At 29.6% G+C, this 17337-nt stretch carries 18 protein-coding genes and 1 pseudogene; 15 read left to right on the forward strand and 4 right to left on the reverse strand.

From position 1 onward, the window contains the following. The first annotated feature begins 1 nt into the window (after nt 1). Genes ACI48Q_RS09440 through ACI48Q_RS09450 form a run of 3 tightly spaced genes read left to right on the forward strand, consistent with a single transcriptional unit; the run spans nt 2 to nt 2360 of the window. The gene (locus ACI48Q_RS09440; RefSeq protein WP_474918832.1) at nt 2-796 is read left to right on the forward strand and encodes an ABC transporter ATP-binding protein; all 795 of its coding nucleotides are present in this window, start codon (nt 2-4) and stop codon (nt 794-796) included. Next, the gene (locus ACI48Q_RS09445) at nt 793-2055 is read left to right on the forward strand and encodes an MFS transporter (protein ID WP_474918833.1); all 1263 of its coding nucleotides are present in this window, start codon (nt 793-795) and stop codon (nt 2053-2055) included. The genes ACI48Q_RS09440 and ACI48Q_RS09445 overlap by 4 nt, the downstream gene beginning before the upstream one ends. Before the next feature lie 8 nt (nt 2056-2063). After that, nucleotides 2064-2360, forward strand: a complete 297-nt coding sequence (locus ACI48Q_RS09450) for a hypothetical protein (protein ID WP_474918834.1) — start codon at nt 2064-2066, stop codon at nt 2358-2360. Nucleotides 2361-2397: 37 nt separating this feature from the next. Here ACI48Q_RS09450 and ACI48Q_RS09455 read toward each other — a convergent pair whose 3' ends face one another. Continuing rightward, complete coding sequence (locus ACI48Q_RS09455; RefSeq protein ID WP_474918835.1) at nt 2398-3654, reverse strand: cytochrome P450; 1257 nt, start codon at nt 3652-3654, stop codon at nt 2398-2400. A 321-nt stretch (nt 3655-3975) separates the two neighbouring features. On the opposite strand from ACI48Q_RS09455, the gene ACI48Q_RS09460 reads away from it, so the two are divergent. The 7 genes from ACI48Q_RS09460 (at nt 3976) to ACI48Q_RS09490 (ending at nt 9712) form a co-directional block, all read left to right on the forward strand. Continuing rightward, a complete protein-coding gene (locus ACI48Q_RS09460) occupies nt 3976-5034 on the forward strand; it encodes a DUF6709 family protein (RefSeq protein WP_474918836.1) in 1059 nt (352 codons plus the stop codon). A gap of 303 nt (nt 5035-5337) precedes the next feature. After that, nucleotides 5338-6693: a UDP-N-acetylmuramoyl-L-alanine--D-glutamate ligase gene (gene murD, locus ACI48Q_RS09465; protein WP_474918837.1), complete on the forward strand. Its 1356-nt coding sequence runs from the start codon at nt 5338-5340 to the stop codon at nt 6691-6693. A gap of 242 nt (nt 6694-6935) precedes the next feature. Next, the gene (locus ACI48Q_RS09470; protein ID WP_474918838.1) at nt 6936-7871 is read left to right on the forward strand and encodes a GNAT family N-acetyltransferase; all 936 of its coding nucleotides are present in this window, start codon (nt 6936-6938) and stop codon (nt 7869-7871) included. Nucleotides 7872-7905: 34 nt separating this feature from the next. Then, entirely contained in the window at nt 7906-8202 is a 297-nt protein-coding gene (locus ACI48Q_RS09475; protein WP_474918839.1) for a CD3324 family protein, read from the forward strand. Between the two features lies 1 nt (nt 8203). After that, on the forward strand, nt 8204-8374 hold the full coding sequence (locus ACI48Q_RS09480; RefSeq protein WP_474918840.1) for a hypothetical protein: 171 nt from the start codon (nt 8204-8206) through the stop codon (nt 8372-8374). Between the two features lie 64 nt (nt 8375-8438). Then, the gene (locus tag ACI48Q_RS09485) at nt 8439-8657 is read left to right on the forward strand and encodes a hypothetical protein (RefSeq protein WP_474918841.1); all 219 of its coding nucleotides are present in this window, start codon (nt 8439-8441) and stop codon (nt 8655-8657) included. Nucleotides 8658-9013: 356 nt separating this feature from the next. Further along, entirely contained in the window at nt 9014-9712 is a 699-nt protein-coding gene (locus ACI48Q_RS09490) for a zinc dependent phospholipase C family protein (RefSeq protein WP_474918842.1), read from the forward strand. A gap of 222 nt (nt 9713-9934) precedes the next feature. Here the strand turns inward: ACI48Q_RS09490 and ACI48Q_RS09495 are convergent, their stop codons facing one another. Beyond that, nucleotides 9935-10570, reverse strand: coding sequence for a CatA-like O-acetyltransferase (locus ACI48Q_RS09495; protein WP_474918843.1), 636 nt, complete (start codon nt 10568-10570; stop codon nt 9935-9937). 449 nt (nt 10571-11019) lie between these two features. After that, nucleotides 11020-11910 (reverse strand): LysR family transcriptional regulator, encoded by an 891-nt coding sequence (locus ACI48Q_RS09500; RefSeq protein WP_474918844.1) that lies wholly within the window; start codon nt 11908-11910, stop codon nt 11020-11022. Nucleotides 11911-12156: 246 nt separating this feature from the next. Between ACI48Q_RS09500 and ACI48Q_RS09505 the strand changes: the two genes are divergently transcribed. From ACI48Q_RS09505 to ACI48Q_RS09520, 4 genes and pseudogenes are all read left to right on the forward strand, one after another. Next, nucleotides 12157-13335: an acetyl-CoA C-acetyltransferase gene (locus ACI48Q_RS09505; protein ID WP_474918845.1), complete on the forward strand. Its 1179-nt coding sequence runs from the start codon at nt 12157-12159 to the stop codon at nt 13333-13335. A gap of 33 nt (nt 13336-13368) precedes the next feature. Beyond that, on the forward strand, nt 13369-14397 hold the full coding sequence (locus ACI48Q_RS09510; RefSeq protein WP_474918846.1) for an epoxyqueuosine reductase: 1029 nt from the start codon (nt 13369-13371) through the stop codon (nt 14395-14397). A gap of 686 nt (nt 14398-15083) precedes the next feature. After that, on the forward strand, nt 15084-15863 hold the full coding sequence (locus ACI48Q_RS09515) for an NUDIX hydrolase (RefSeq protein WP_474918847.1): 780 nt from the start codon (nt 15084-15086) through the stop codon (nt 15861-15863). 5 nt (nt 15864-15868) lie between these two features. Continuing rightward, a pseudogene (locus ACI48Q_RS09520) lies at nt 15869-15955 on the forward strand (ATPase); the annotation flags it as partial. Nucleotides 15956-16010: 55 nt separating this feature from the next. On the opposite strand, the gene ACI48Q_RS09525 reads toward ACI48Q_RS09520, so the two are convergent. Further along, nucleotides 16011-16220 (reverse strand): DUF3955 domain-containing protein, encoded by a 210-nt coding sequence (locus ACI48Q_RS09525; protein ID WP_474918848.1) that lies wholly within the window; start codon nt 16218-16220, stop codon nt 16011-16013. Nucleotides 16221-16433: 213 nt separating this feature from the next. Here ACI48Q_RS09525 and ACI48Q_RS09530 point away from each other — a divergent pair, with 213 nt between their 5' ends. Continuing rightward, nucleotides 16434-17090, forward strand: coding sequence for a hypothetical protein (locus ACI48Q_RS09530; RefSeq protein ID WP_474918849.1), 657 nt, complete (start codon nt 16434-16436; stop codon nt 17088-17090). Nucleotides 17091-17337 lie beyond the last annotated feature (247 nt).

The following is a 17337-nucleotide window of genomic DNA, read 5'->3' on the forward strand; positions in this document are numbered from 1 at the left end:
TATGGAAGCTATTAACGCAAAGAACTTATCAGTATCATATGAAAACAATACAATAATTGAAAATATGGATTTATGCATACCAAAGGGAAAAATAAGTATAATAATTGGAGCAAATGGATGTGGAAAATCAACACTGCTTAAAACTATATCAAGAATTAATAAGCCTAAAAATGGAGATATTTTTATAAATAATAAAAATATAAAGAAAATAAAAGAAAAGAATATAGCAAAAGAAATTGCCTTTCTTCCTCAAGGACCAGTTTGTCCAAGTGGGCTTACAGTGAGAGAACTTGTAGCCTTTGGAAGATTTCCTCATCAAAAAATCATAGGTGGACTTAATAGTCATGATAAAGAAATTATTGATTGGGCAATAGAGGAAACTGGGCTTAGTGAGTTTGGTGATAGAGAAGTTGAAAATTTATCTGGTGGACAAAGGCAAAGAGCTTGGATTGCCATGATTTTAGCTCAAGAAACAGAGATTATAATGCTTGATGAGCCTACAACTTACTTAGATATGTCCTATCAGCTTGAGGTATTAGAGGTGCTTCAAAAGCTTAATAAAGAAAAAAATATTACAGTAGTTATAGTGCTTCATGAGCTTAACAACGCTTGTAGATTTGCAGATAATATAATTGGACTTAAAAAAGGAAAGATTATTTGTAAAGGAAAGCCAATAGATGTAATTAATAAAGAAACTTTAAAAGAGATCTATGGCATAGATGCAAATCTTAAAGAAAGTGAAAATGGTGAATACCCAGTATGTATGGAATATGAACTTTTTAGGGAGGGTGCATGAAAAATAAAAACTTTATAATAATAGTCATAGGACAGATTATTTCACTTTTTGGAAATGCAATTCAAAGATTTAGTATGTCCTTATATTTACTAGAATCTACAGGGAGTACAGCTGTCTTTGCTAATATATTAGCAATATCAACCATACCTTATATTTTATTTGCACCAATTGCAGGTAGGCTTTCAGATAAAGTAAATAAAAAAAAGATAATGGTATACTTAGATTTCTTCTGCTCAATATTAATTGGAGGTTATGCCTTTATATTATTTAAAGGAAGAGATAATCAATCAATAGTTGCAGCAGTTATGTTTATACTATCAATATGTTCTACATTATACGGACCAGCAGTAGTGTCTTCAATTCCACAAATAGTGGAGGAAGATAAACTCACTTCAGCAAATGGAATAATAAATCAAGTAAGTTCAGTTGTAAATTTTGCAGGACCAATATTTGCAGGAATTCTTTATGGATTAGTAGGTATAAAACTAATAGTAGTAATAAATACAGTAAGCTTCTTAGTATCAGCAGTAATGGAATTATTCTTAGATATTCCAGATATAGTTAAAAAGGAAGAAGTAAATTGTAATGATAAAAATGAAAAAGAAAGCAAATTGCTATCAAAGGATTTTGTGAAAAAATCCTTTGTAGATATGAAAAACAGTTTCCTTTATTTAAAGAAGGAAAAGAAAATTGTATTAGGAATTATAGTTTCCTATGCTCTTTGTAATGTCTTCTTAGTGCCAATATTATCCATAGTTACGCCATATTTTATAAACATATTGCTTGGACTTCCTTCAGAAATCTACGGAATAGTAGAAGGAGTATGTGTATTGGGGATGCTATTAGGAGGTCTTTGGATAAGCTTAAAACCAAAGATGTTCTCAATGAAAAAAGTCCATTATACATATTTTCCTATGATAGTAGGGGTTATACTAATGGCCATGCTAGGATCTATAAAGTTAAATAATTATGCTTTAGCAGGACTCTTTGGGATTGGCGGTATGGCAATTATGCTATCTTTATCATTATCAAATGTATTAACTCTAACCTTTATACAAAGAGAAGTACCAGGGGATATGCTAGGGCGTGTATCAGCCTTTTCAACAGCAGTAGCAACTATAAGCGTTATACCAGGACAATTATTATTTGGACAAGCAATAGATATGAGAATACCAATAGGAATAATCTTATTAATGACAGCAATAATTAATTTAGGACTTATACTATTTGTTAAGTGGAATGTAAGAGAATTGGAGTAAAAATTGGAATGAAACATCTTCCTGAGCTTAAGGATTTTCATACTGTACACATGCATGGTGCTCACATTGCTACTCAGTTAGATGGTTTCCATTCTCTTTGCGAGCAGCTTAAGGAAATTTATAATATTGATAACAGTGCTATTTCTAATATTCCAGAAGAACTAGTAAATTGTGCTGATACTCAATTAATAAATTATATTGAAATATGTAATCAGTGTTATGGAAATCCAAATAATCAGTTCTTTCCACAATTTTATCCAATACATAATCATGATGACTGCAAGGTTACTAAAAAGAACGGCTAGTTTTTTATAGAAAACTAGCCAATATTTTTTACAAATTTTAGTAATATCTTATTTTGATATCATTCATTATAAAACCACTTTCAGGTAATGTGGGCATTTTTACCATATTATAGGTTAAGTCTTGCTTAGGAACTTGAAATTCAATTTTATTAATAAGAAAATCTACACTGACTTTCATAATTTCTATGGTAATATCTTCGCCAGGGCAACGGTGTCCTTTTGCAGTTTCACCACCACCTTGTGGAAGGAAATTAAATAAACTTTTATCCCCATTTTCAAATCGTTCAGGTCTGAACTCATAAGGATTCTCCCAAATTCTTGCGTCATGATTTGTTCCATAAATATCAAGTAATACAAGAGTATTCTCTTTAAATTCATAATGATTCCATGTAAAATTCTTTTTAACCCTTGCACCAAGGAAAGGAGCAAATGGATAGTAACGTCTTACTTCCTGCACAAACATTTTCAAATCATTATCATTACCCTTAAGTAATACATCTTTACATTCAGGATGTTCATGTAAAGCTAACGCTGCAAAGGTAATAAAAATTGAAATAGCAACAATAGGACGTATTACATTGATGAGTTCTACAGCTGCTATTTGATCATCCAATTGATTACCGTATAAATCTTTATAAAAAGCAATTTCATAAAGGGGAGACCCTTCTTTAGCTTTAAGTTTTCCACCTCGTAGGTCCTTGATAATTTCTTTTATCCAATCTTCAGCTTTACATCTAGATCTTCTTCCTTTCCAGTATCGAGGTCCAACTCCTCCAAAGGCATTAACCATATTACTAAAATCATCTGCTCTATCCTTTACTTCTGATTCTGCTAATGGAACTCCAGCCCAGTAACATGCTACCCAACATAAAATCTCCTTTGCTTCATTAAAAAGCACAACTTCCTCAGAATTCTTCCATTTACTAATGCGTTCTTCCCATTTTTCAACTGTAAGTTTAGCTAGATATTTTTGATGTGGTGGTGTCATAAGAGACATAAAAAGAAGTTTGCGATGAGCATGAGCTTCACCATCCATACCTTGAATTGCATTTAATCCAAATAATGTTTTTTGTATTCTTTTAGGTACAGCACCTTGTCGTTTGAATCTTTCGGAATCATAAAACATTTTGGCAGCTTCTTCTCCACTAATACAAATAACTTTCTGTCCTAAAAGATGGGTCTCAAATATATCAGATTGGTAACTATCAACATTATCTTTTATAAAGGTATATCCCTTTTTTAATAAGTTTAAAGTATTATCTATACCTTTATCCTTAGGGATTTGTTCATTCATTTATTTATCGTCTCCTTTTATTCTATTAAAAAATAATTTTTTTATATAAGGCTTTATTTTAAGTGGTTGTTGATTTTAGAGCTAAATACTATCGACACTATTCAGAAATAAAACCTTATGTAAAAACTCTCTAGCAACTTATTATTCTCATACAAATAAGAAAGTATTCAGTATTAATAAACTAACTTTTGTATGGTTTAGTCTTATATGAATAATTAAAAACTAGAAATTTATATGATATGAAAAATATGGACAATGTTCAATAAAAAACATATAATAGAAAATGCTTGCTAAAAAATATTTAAGGGGGAGGATTTATTAGTGAGAGAATCAAATTTTTTAAAAGCTTATAAAAAAAGATGGATTTATAGAATTATGGGATTGATAGTCTCTGTTATAGCCATTATAGGATTAATAGGTATAGGGATATATACATATTATAACAATGAGAATAATGCAGTTATAGTGAATAATGTTGAAGATTATAGCGAAGCTCTTAACAATGGTAGTTATATACAGATTTCAGCAGAGGAGCTATATGACTTAGATGTGGTAATGACAGAGACAGTAAGTAAATTAGGAATAGAAATATCAAATGATGTAAAATCCAAATTTGTAGCTATAAAGCTACCTCCATTTACTTTGGCGGTATCTATTCCGAATAAGGAATATGAAAAACTTATTGAACAAGAAAAAGCACCCTATATACTAACTGGAAAATTAGTTGGACTTGAAGATGGGGATTTAGAAGTAATAAAAAAAGCTATGAAAGATAATAACTCTCTTTCAGGAGGATTTCAACTGGTGCCATATCTTCAATACTTAAGATATGAAAGTCCAATTCAGTCGACGATGATTTATTTTACTATTGCGGTTTTATTTACAATATTTATCCTAGCTTTATATATAGGTGTTATGAGAAGAAATACCTCAGCATTAAAAAGTCTTAAGAATTTTTCAAATAAAGATTTTAAAACTACATGTGAGGAAATTGATAATGAATGTAATTCATCTAATGTGTATAAAAATGGACCTATTACTATAACTGAAAATTATATAGTTGCAGAAACCCAACAGATTGTATTTGCTCTTCCACTGAGCGAATTAATGTGGGTGTATAAAGAAACTATAAAGAAAAAAGTATATTTTGTTATTCCAGCTGGAAAAATTAATAACTTAATATTGGTTTTTTCAGATAACCGCACCTATAAGGTTAGTTTATCTAAGGATAAAGCCATTGATGAAATTATTGAATATATTTCTAACAATTGTAGCACATCCTTTGTAGGATATTCAGAAGAGCTTAAAAATCTATTAAAAAAAGACTCTAATGAATTTATACTTAAGTGGAAACTTAATAAAGAAAAAGATGATATATAAGTTGCAATTAAGTTTGTACATTATTGTAATATATATTTTAATACATAAATAATAAAGAAGGAGGATCCACAAATGAGGGGGATTCTTCTTCTTTTTCAGTTTTTACTATAATCATATAGTTTATTAAGATAAAATTAACTAAATTAGAGATTTGTTAATATAAATTGATTAGATGTATAATAATTGTGAATATTGTAGTAATAGGAATTAGTTTATATTATATTCTATTCTAATAATGATAATATGCAATTACTGGTGTTACCCGTTATATAGTATAATAGATATGAAAGAGGAGTTGATAGAGTGAGTGTTATTACTAGAAAGGTTTTTGTCCTAGGTATGGCTAGAAGTGGTTATGAGGCTGCGAAACTACTGGTAAACAAAGGCTATGAAGTTATTGTCAATGATGCTAACCCTGAACAAAACTTAGAACAGATGAAAGAGCTGCAATCGTTGGGTGTCAAAATTGTTTTAGGTAGTCATCCAGAGGATTTGATTGATAACACTTTTGAAATGATAGTTAAAAACCCAGGTATTTCAAATAGTCATAAATATATAGAAAAAGCTTGTGAGCTTAACATTCCTGTTATAAATGAGTTGGAGTTAGCTTTTCGATATTTTCCGTCAGATGTCACAATTATTGGAGTTACGGGAACTAATGGCAAAACAAGTACAACAACAATAATTTACGAGATTTTAAAAAAAGCTTCGAAAAGCGTATTTTTAATGGGCAACATTGGATATCCTGCATGTTCTTTTGTATCTCAATTAAGATATAATGATATTGCGGTTATGGAAGTATCAGACCATCAGTTGTGTAATGTCTTAGACTTTAAGACCAATATATCTGTTTTAACTAATATATCAGAAGCCCATCTTGATTTCCATGGGTCCTACCATATTTATAAGAGCATGAAAAGAAGGATTTTTAATCATCATACTAAAAGTGATACAGCAATTCTTAATTTAGATGACAAAGAAGTTCTTAACTTAACAAATGATATTGAATCTACTAAAAAATATTTTTCATCTAGTTCATTAAATAAATTAGGCTGTACAGTAGCTGATGGATATATTTATTATAATAACGATAAAATAATATCGCTAAATGAAGTAAAAATTAAAGGAAAGCATAATTATGAAAATGCTATGGCAGCTATTGCAGTTGTTAAAGAATTAGGCATAGATACTGATGTTATTATTAGTGTTTTAAAAGCTTTTGGTGGTGTAGAGCATAGAATGGAATATGTTAAAACTATAAATAATATAGATTTTTATAATGACTCTAAATCCACTAATATAAAATCGACTCAAGTTGCTTTATCTTCATTTACAAAATCAACAGTATTATTGCTGGGCGGATTAGATAGAGGACACAGCTTTGATGAGTTAAAGGACTACTTATTAAATGTAAAACTAATTGTAGCATATGGTGAATCAAAAATGAGGATAGAGAATTTTGCTAAGAAATGTGGCATTCCTTGTAAAGTTATTGATACTTTAGAAGAGGCTACTGAAATAGCATACAATTCATCTAGTGAAGGATATGTTGTTCTTTTAAGTCCTGCATGCGCTGCATGGGATCAATTTAAGGATTTTGAGGTGCGTGGGAATTTGTTTAAGGAGTATGTAAACAAACTAGAGTCTGAATGTTCTTAAAATGATCGATTATAGTAAAGTATGAAGGCTTACCTCAGGAAGAGTAAGCCTATATTTTTTTATAATTAAATCATACTATTACATAACCCCAAATTAACTATGTCTATTTTACTCAAAACACTCCATATCTATATAGGCAGGTATAAAATTGGTGCAATTGTTTTTTACCTGTATTTCACATTCTATATATGCAATAATGAAGATACAGGATTTACCTGTTAAATATTTCGGAGGTGAGTGTCATGAAAAATATTAAAAGAATAACTTCAGATACAATAAGTGAATTCGCAGATAAAATTGAATATGCAAAAACGAGTTTCATTCCGATGTTGCCATTTGTAAAAATGCCATTGCATGATTTTGACAGATATAAGATTTATAGTGAAAAAGGAATTTATTTAATTGATTATATTGGGGATGAATATTGTCTCTACCATTTCTATCATTTAAGTGAGGGAGATGACACATTACGTGCTACATTGATACTACCATCAAGTTGGGAGAAGAGATTTGAAATTATCGAAAAATCAATTCCCAATATTAAAGAATGGTTTTTAGCTGAAGATACCTCGAAAAAGTTTATCATTCAATCCCTTGAGTATGGTGAAATTGAATACTTTCCCACCCTTTCACATTATCTAATCCCCACAATTATTAGAAATGGGTTTGAACCTAAATATCGGATGTATATGAAAAAGGATGGAAATACACCAGTACCTCAAGCAGATGAACTGGGAAAAGGTTTGTCGGAAATAAACTATTCTGAAAAACTCTTAAATAATATAATTGATTTTTACTATAAATATGAATCTACTAGAAATTATCGTTACTTCACGAATTGTACTTATGAGGAATTCCTGGAAATGCTTAAACAAGATTTCACAATTAATAATTCAAAGTTTATAACAACAGAAAATGGTAGGGTTGTTGCGGGTATCATCGTTTCAAAGGATTCAGGGAAAATATGGATTGATAATTTCACAGTTAGTCCTGAATATAATGGGAGTAGTGTTGGAGATTACATTCTAAGCAAAACAATAGACCAGTTGTCCAAGGTCTGCTCGGAAGAGAACATTTACATTTATTTAAACAGGGATTGTCATGATGCAGTTAATGCTTGTGAAAAAAATGGCTTTATTCCTTTTGAATTTTGGACTGATATGATTCTTGAGAGATGATACCTATGCTTGAGTATTGAAGGAGGTCTATTTATTGAACTATAAAAATGCAAAAGATATTTTTCCTCCTGAACTTTTAAGGGAAATTCAAACCTATGTTCAAGGTGAGAGAGTATATATACCTCAATTGGATAATGTGAGAAGAAATTGGGGTAAAAAAAGTGGTTCAAGGGAGGAGATTACTTTCAGAAATAATGAAATTTTAAAAAAGTATAAAGATGGTTTAACTATGGATGAGTTGTCTGAACTATTTTGTTTGAGCAGTGAGTCCATAAGAAAGATTGTCTATAAAAACTTAAAGGATGTAAATAATTCTATAGAGGGGGATTGAAATGTCTAAGAATCATAGAGGAAAGGGATTAATTCATTTACCTGCTAGAGGTAGGGGAACATGTCCTGTCTGTAAAACGAAAAGAATTAAACTATTATATGATATTTTACTAGATAACGATAAAAAACTAACAGTATGCAAGCGCTGTAAGCATAAAAAAGTGAATTTATGATTTAGATAGTCATGATTTTAGACTTATAAAAGATAATACTGAAATAAAAGATATATGCAATTTATTGAAAAATGTGGAACCTCATTGTGTCGATGGCTACATTACGGATAAGGAATTAATCCTAGGTATAAATTGGGTAATAGAAAAAAATTTTAATCAGGAACATGAAGTTCCAGAACCTATCTATATTCCATATGAAAAAATATTAACATATATTGAGGAAACAGCTCAGAATATTATAAGTAGATTATCTGATGGTGTAGTGTTCCCAAGAATATTTTAAATTTGGAATAGAAGACATTGTATAAATAATTTAATACTTATTCATAGACCTATTGGTGTTGTAAAATCAACTAAACATATACAATAGTAAAAATCGCAGATAAAATAGATATGGTGAACCATATCATAAGCAAGTGAATTTTTTGATAAATTTGTAAAATAAGAATCTTACTATATTGATAGAAGATTCTTGTTTTTACTGCTAATTTATGTATTTATATGTTAAAATATACTTAATATTACATATTAAAATGAAGTTAATAACAATTACGGTATTAGGTGAAGTAGTGCAAGTGGAAAATCAACGTGTTCAACAACATTTAGTACTAGTTTAAAAAATTCGAACGGGGAGATAATATGGCGGGTATTATAACACATTTGGTAATTGCCAATAGAATAATAAATGAATTACCCGATGGAATAATTACAAATAAAGGATTGTTTTATGCAGGCTCAATAGCACCAGATTTAATTCGTGTGAGGGAAGGCGTTGTAAGAGCAGATAAAAAACACTCACACATGAGAGATAACATTGCAGATGTAGATTTTAATAAGACAGAGAATCTTACAATGTTTCATAATAGGGTCGCTAGTTTTATAAATAATAATATATCTAAAGAGAACAATATAATCGACTTATATAGAGGATATGTAGTGCATTTGCTTTCAGATGAAATGTTTCTTATTACAGTTAGACCGAACTTTGTAACAAAAATGAAAACTTTGGGCATAGAGCCAACTGATATATTATTTCGAGATAAGATCTTATATGATTTAGATAGTCATGATTTTAGGCTTGTAAAAGATAATAGTGAAATGGAAGATATATGCAATTTATTGAAAAATGTGGAACCTCATTGCGTCAATGGATACATTACGGATAAGGAATTAATCCTAGGTATAAATTGGGTAATAGAAAAAAATTTTAATCAGGAACATAAAGCTTCAGAACCTATCTATATTCCATATGAAAAAATATTAACATATATTGAGGAAACAGCTCAGAATATTATAAGTAGATTGTCTGATGGTGTACTGTTCCCAAGAATATTTTAAATTTGCAATAGAAGATATTGTATAAAGAAATTGGCACTTATTCATAGAACTAATGGGGTTGGAAAATCAACGATATTATGGAGATGTACGTAAAATAGAACTTGTACTAAAAGTTAAATATATCAATAGTTAAAAAGATGATTCAATATAGGAATCATCTTTTTAACTATTGATAGTATTTCTAAAACTATCCTTAATAAAGAGTACCTTTGCAAATATATTCTATAAATATTTTGAAGGATTATCTAAAATCTCTTGAATTGCATTAAAATATTGTCCAACATGTAAGCCATCAACCAAGGCATGATGAACTTGAACAGATAGTGGCAGCTTAATCTTTTCATTTTCCTCAAAATATTTACCCCATGCTATTCTAGGAACGCTGTCAACAGGATTCATCTGAATTGGGTGAGTTACACCAGTAAATGAAACCCAAGGAATACTGGTCATATATAAAAGGTCATCACATCCAGGTTCATCTTCTATAATTATATTATTTTTTGTTTTCTCGATTTCTTTAGATGTACTAATTTTAAAATCATTAAATTCATTTATGAATTTTGAGCTACAAAAGCTAAATACTTCATCTTCACCCATGATAGTAAAAGCAGGATTTATAGCTTCATGTTCAATGACCTTATCGTCTCTGATCCTATATCTAAATTCTTTTATATCATTTGCTGCTTTTGTAGCAACATACAAAAACGATATAAAAAAAGAGATTTCATTTTCTTTAATATAACTATAAAATTTTGTAATGTCCACGTTACTACAAATATTAAAATGAGGGTAATCAAATTCCTTAAAAAAATTATAGTGGTTTTTTCTCTTCCAGCTTTCTATATCTATAAATTTCATTAATATATCACTCTCCATAAAAATAATAAATTATAATTATACATAAGTTTATAGAATTTCAGATACTGGTGAAAAATTGAAAGTGTTTAATTCATATTTATCAATTTCCAGAGTTTCAGCCAAGCGTAAATCACCACCAATAGCTACAATTGTTCTCATATAGCTCTCCCCTTATTATATAAACAATATTTATATTTAATTATAATATACAATCCGTATTTTTAAGTATAGCACCAATTTCAATATATTGTAATAACTATATGAATTTTGGTTTTCTTACCTTAGAATCAATTATCTTGGTATAAGAGTGCGATACATTACAGTGAACCAAGAAGTTTCTAGTTTATTATTTTTGCTATAATAATGATGATAATATAAAGAAAATTTCAAAAAATATTATCTATTAGAACATACAATAGGAAAAATAATTATGATGATGTAAAAAACATTTAGCTAATATTAAAGTTTTCTCTTACTAATTCAATAAACAACGACATTGTAGGGCTAACCCATTTGTTTTTATGATAAGCATATATTGCTGTAACGTTAGTATCAGAACAGCCAACGTTAAGTTCTTTTAACTTACCATTTTCAAGTTCTTCTTCTACTGTAAATCGAGGTAAGAACGAAATTCCCAAATTACTTGCAACACATTTTTTTATCGCTTCTATGCTCCCGAGTTCAATTGTATTATTTAAGAATATATTCTTATCAAAAAAATAACTTTCAATTATTTTCCGATAAATGGATTCAACTTCATTAATGATAAGGCTTGTATTTATTTTTTGATTTGGCTTACAAAAATCTAAATTTTCTTGTTTGAATAATGGCGAACAAATTAAAGCTAAATTGAAATCAGAAAGCTTAACAGTAGTTAAATTATCATTTTGACTTCCTACATCATACATTAAACCAAGGTCTACTTCACCATTCGATAAGATATTTTTTATAGTATAGCAATTGAGAGAAATTATAGAAAGTTTTACATTAGGAGCTTTTTCTTTGAACAAGCTCAATACAGTTTGTAATTTATAAGACATCAATGATTCTGCAACTGCAATTTTTAATTCTCCTGTAATATTTTCGTCATATTTACCAATACTCTCAATTTTTTTCACTATATTAAGTAATTCATTTGCATAAGGTATCAATTCTTTTCCCAAGGTCGTTAATACCATATTGCGACCAATTTTTTGAAATAACTTGATTGAGAGTTCCTGCTCTAACTGCTGAATTTGTGAGGTAACAGTGGATTGTGTATACCCCAATTTCATTGCAGCATTTGAAAAGTTACCTTCTTCAATAATACTTTTAAAGGTTTTAAAGTGTCTAATATCCATTTATTTCACCTCAATCTTTATATTAAGTTAATAATATATTGATAAAATCGAATTGTCAATTCGAATATATCAATTTTACAAATATATAGTTCCTTGATAGTATAAATTCATAGGCAGCTATAAAATTGATTAAGTAAGTTTTGAGCATAATCTTATATCAATATATCAATAAAAATAAATGAATTTGCATAATAGGATTTGCTAAAAAAATGACAAGGATGTATTAGATTATAGGAGGAATAAAAAATGAGAGATGTAGTAATAGTAAGCGCAGTAAGAACTGCAATAGGAGCATATGGTAAAACTTTAAAAGATGTACCAGCAGTTGAATTAGGCACAACAGTAATAAAAGAGGCTGTTAAAAGAGCAAATATAAACCCTAATGAAATCAACGAAGTTATTTTTGGTAATGTACTTCAAGCAGGTTTAGGCCAAAATCCAGCAAGACAAGCTGCTGTGAAAGCAGGATTACCTTTAGAAATACCTGCATTTACAATTAATAAAGTTTGTGGATCAGGATTAAGATCTGTAAGTTTGGCAGCTCAAATTATAAAAGCTGGCGATGCTGATGCTATTGTAGTAGGTGGTATGGAAAACATGTCTAGCGCACCATTTTTACTTAATAATGCAAGATGGGGACAAAGAATGGGACATGGTGAACTAGTTGATGAAGTGATAAAAGATGGTTTATGGGACGCTTTCAATGACTATCATATGGGAGTAACAGCAGAAAATGTAGCAGAAAAGTGGAATATAACAAGAGAAGAACAAGATGAATTTTCACTTCTATCACAACAAAAAGCCGAAATAGCTATTAAGAACGGAGAATTTAAAGATGAAATAGTTCCTGTAGTAATTAAAACAAAAAAAGGTGAAATAATATTTGACCAAGATGAATTCCCTAGGTTTGGTAATACTATAGAAGCATTAAAAAAACTTAAGCCTATTTTTAAAGAAAATGGTACAGTGACAGCAGGAAATGCATCAGGACTAAATGATGGAGCAGCAGCATTAGTAATAATGAGTGCAGATAAAGCTAAAGCTCTAGGAATAAAACCACTTGCTAAAATTAGTTCCTATGGATCAGCTGGATTAGATCCAGCAATAATGGGATATGGTGCATTTTACGCAACAAAAGCTGCTTTAGATAAAATTAACTTAAAAGGTGAAGATTTAGATTTAATTGAAGCAAATGAAGCCTATGCATCTCAAAGTATAGCCATAACTAAAGATTTAAATTTAGATATGAGTAAAGTTAATGTTAATGGTGGAGCTATAGCACTTGGACATCCTATAGGTGCATCTGGTGCACGTATTTTGGTAACATTGCTACATGCTATGGAGAAAAGGGATGCGAAGAAGGGACTTGCTACTCTATGCATTGGTGGAGGACAAGGAACTGCTTTAATAGTTGAAAGAGATTAATTATAATCATCAATTTAGAAAGAAGTGTGGAAAATGACTTTATTGGCAGAGAAAATAAAAAGTGCAGCACTGGAAATGGGATATGAAAAGTGTGGAATTATTAAGATCTCCCAGATGAATGGATATGAGGAAAAACTCAATGAAAGGATTGATATCATTCCAGAAGCCAAAGGTTTTTACCAAAATCTTTATCGTTTTACACATTTAGAAGATACCCATCCTTGGGCAAAATCAATTGTCATATGCGTAAGAAGATATGGAAAATATCATATTCCAAAGCATTTGAAAGGTATGATTGCAAAATATTATTTAGTTGATATAAGAAAAGATGAAAACTCTAGAGATTTTCAAGATAGCTTAAAATTTGAAAAATATATGCAAGATTTGGGACTTAGAGCAGAAAATGAGCGTAAATTTGGTTCTACAGCATTACGCTGGGCGGCATTGAAAGCTGGCCTTGGAATAGTTCGAAAGAATAACTTTTTTTACACTGAAAATGGCTCATGGCTGTCTTTAGAAGCATGGCTCATTGATAAAGAACTTGAAGCTATAGAAGTACCAAAAGTAAAAGTTTGCGCTGAAGGGTGTAATCTATGCATAAAAGCTTGCCCTTCAGCTTCCTTATCTAAGCCATATACAATGAACCCTGTTGCGTGTGTATCTTGTATAACTACGTTTATGGGTAGGGATATGCCTAACGAAAAATACAGAGAACAAATAGGGAATTGGGTTTATGGATGTGATGTCTGTCAAGATGTTTGCCCTATGAATAAAAACCGTTGGAAGGAAACAGAAGAGTTTCCTAATCTGCAAGAATTAAGTAAACATATATCCTTAGAAAAAATTCTTAAAATGGATTATTCTTTTTTAGAAGAAGTAATGCAGTCTAAGTTTTGGTATATAGAAAAAGCTGATGTTTGGAAATGGAAAGTTAATGCTATTAACGCAATGGTAAATGACTATAATGAGCAATATAGAGAACACATACTGTACGCTTGTAACGATAGCAATTCAAAGGTAAGAGAAATGGCTCAATGGGCAATTAAAAAATTGAATCTATAATAAGTGCTTTTTTGAATCCGTAGCGCATTATTTTAGAAATGATTCACTCATTATTATGGTAAAAGTAGAAATGGAAAGTTTAGAGTTAAGCGAAAAACAAGTAAAAAGAAATTCAGAGCAAAGGTAAAGAAATTTAATCAATTGGTTAAATCGGTTAAGAACAAGCTTCATATAGGAGATATATTTGATTTAACAAAGGAAAAGCTTAATAGACATTATCAATACTATGCGGTTACGGATAATTCATATATGATAAGTTGGTTTTGTCTGGAAATAAAGGATGTGTTAAATGCTAATACACAAATTTCTATTAAAAAGACATTGATGAATTTATACTTATAAAATAGCAATTTTATATTATAACTAAAGATTAATTTTACCAACCTGATCTAAAACAAAACTCTTCGCAATCCATTGCTAATTGAAGGATTGCTAGGAGTTTTTGTGATTTCTTAAAAAACACAAGGCAGTTGGTAAAATTGTAAATAAACCCTTTATTTACAATGGATTAGAGCGTATAATGAAAATATGAAATGGCTTTATTACAGTGATTGAACCTTAACATGACATGCTAAAATTATTTCTCCTAGATTATTAAAAAAGGAAATCGCAATTTGATTTGAAGAAGCTTATGAAAATCAATAACTAATGAATTCGCTAGATATTTAAGAAAGGGAAAAAATAACATGGAAGAAACTATTATTTCTGAATTTAATGATAAGCTAAAAGTGTATTATACAAATGAGAAAAAATCCTTACCTAAGGAGTATAGTGAACAAGTTAAAAGACATTGGGAGGATATGTTAAGTGGTGGTAAAAGGTTCTTTAATGGAGATATTTTCACAATTAATAATATAGTAGTTAGTGAAAGCGGTTTAAAGATTTTCGTTGGGTTAACTGATTATGCTCATTTTTTATATACCATACATAAAAATAAATATGAAGAAAATGACTGCAGGGTTATTCATACTTCTGTTTTGATTCAAACTAGTGATAATAAGTTTGCAATTGGGGAAATGAATGAGGGGACAGCCTTTCCTTTTAAGCTACAGTTTATTGGTGGTGGCATAGATAAGGGTGACATTAAAGGAGACATCATAGATTTAGAGCATAATATAAAAAAAGAAATTTTAGAAGAACTAGGTATTGAAGTTGAAAATAAAAGTATTGTGAAAAGCTTAAGATCTTATTATTTAAAAAGTGGAGGAGAAAGTAACTTTCTATCAGCTATTTTTAAAATGGAATTATTAGTTGATGAATATGAGCTTAAGAAACTTTTGAAGAGGCATAATGAAGATTTAGCATCAAAAATGGAAATGCAAGAAATAAGAGAATTAATTTTTCTTGATGCAAAAAAAGAAGCTATAGTGAAGTTCGTTTCAGAGGATAAAAGAAAAAAGGATGAAAATCTTATTGCCACCTTGGAGGCTGCTGTTGGAATACGACCAGTTTTACCTTTTAGGTAAATAACATGCCGACTCATACAATTTTTGCAGGATTAAATGGAGCTAGAAAAACTTCAATATATAAATCTATTTACTATAATGAAAATAAAGATTAAAACAGAATAAATGACACACATACTCACTTAAAAAGTGTATAAAAGCCTAAACTTAGGCTTTTATACACTTTTTATATAGAAAATACATTGTTTTAATTGATAATAGAATTATTCCAACTAATAATAATATATATGCTATAGGTATTAAGAAAAATGGCTCAACAAGGGTTCCATCAGGGGCTACTTTTGAACCTATAATACTAAAAGCAATAAAGCAACAAGCACTTAGAATAAATGGTAAAAAATAAATAAATTTTTTCATATAAAAATCTCTCCTTTGTTCTTTATGATTTTATAATAGCATCATCTTAAACAAAAATCAATAAAAAATTATTGATAATCAATAAAAAATATCGGTAATACGATAAAACCTAATCTGTAGTTAATTTTTATGGAAATGAATTACATATATCTATCATAATGTATTATAATTGAAAGTATATAAACTATGAATACATTAAGGATGGTGAATAAAATGACTTTCTCAGATTTTATCGAAAGACAAGAAGGGATATATAAAGAATTTAGAGATACATCTAAAATTGAATCAGAGGGGATAGTTCCTAAATTCATTGATAATCAAGGTGGATACATTATCGCTTATAGACATTCTAATAATATAGTAGATGGTATTAATGAAGTATCTGAAAAAATTAACAAAATTATTCCTTCAATTAGATATAATGAAGACAACATACACACTACATTGGCTACTTTCCAAGTATCGGATAATTTCGCTGTTGATAATAGAGTTTTAGAGAGTATCACTAGCATCCTTTGTGCTAATTTACCTTTAGTTAAAAATGTAAGAATAGAATACAATCAGTGGTTAATGAATCAAGACAGCGGAATTGTGGGAGGTAATCCCAATCTTGCATTTTTTGAGAATGCAAGAAAAATAGTTGATTATGCAATGAAAAAGGGGATACAGCTTAAATTCCCTTGGGGGGCACACATTACCATAAGTCGTTTTTTAGAAAAAGTATCAAATGAACAGACATTAGAACTGCTAAGACTATTTAAAAATAATAAGCCATTGGGAATAAGTACACCAGATTATATTGATGTAGGTTATTTCGTTCTCACATCTAAAGAATTTAAGCTTAACGTTCATCAAAGATTTAAATTATAGCATTAAAATTATTGATGCTAGTAGATATATAAACATGGAATCTAGGACTGATGTAGAACTGAATGCAAAAGAGACTTTTGCTTATTCATATGCAAGTTGGGATGGATTAGAGGTTGAAGTCTAATTTTTAAGAAATCTACGCTATGCTCATTACGCTGAATCGTAATATAAATAACCTAGACTGTTTTGAAAAAAGGATATTAAATGATAAATTTTTAGGTAAATATCGTAACATATTAGGTCTGTA

It is taken from the genome of Clostridium sp. LXY-7 (genome assembly GCF_056172015.1).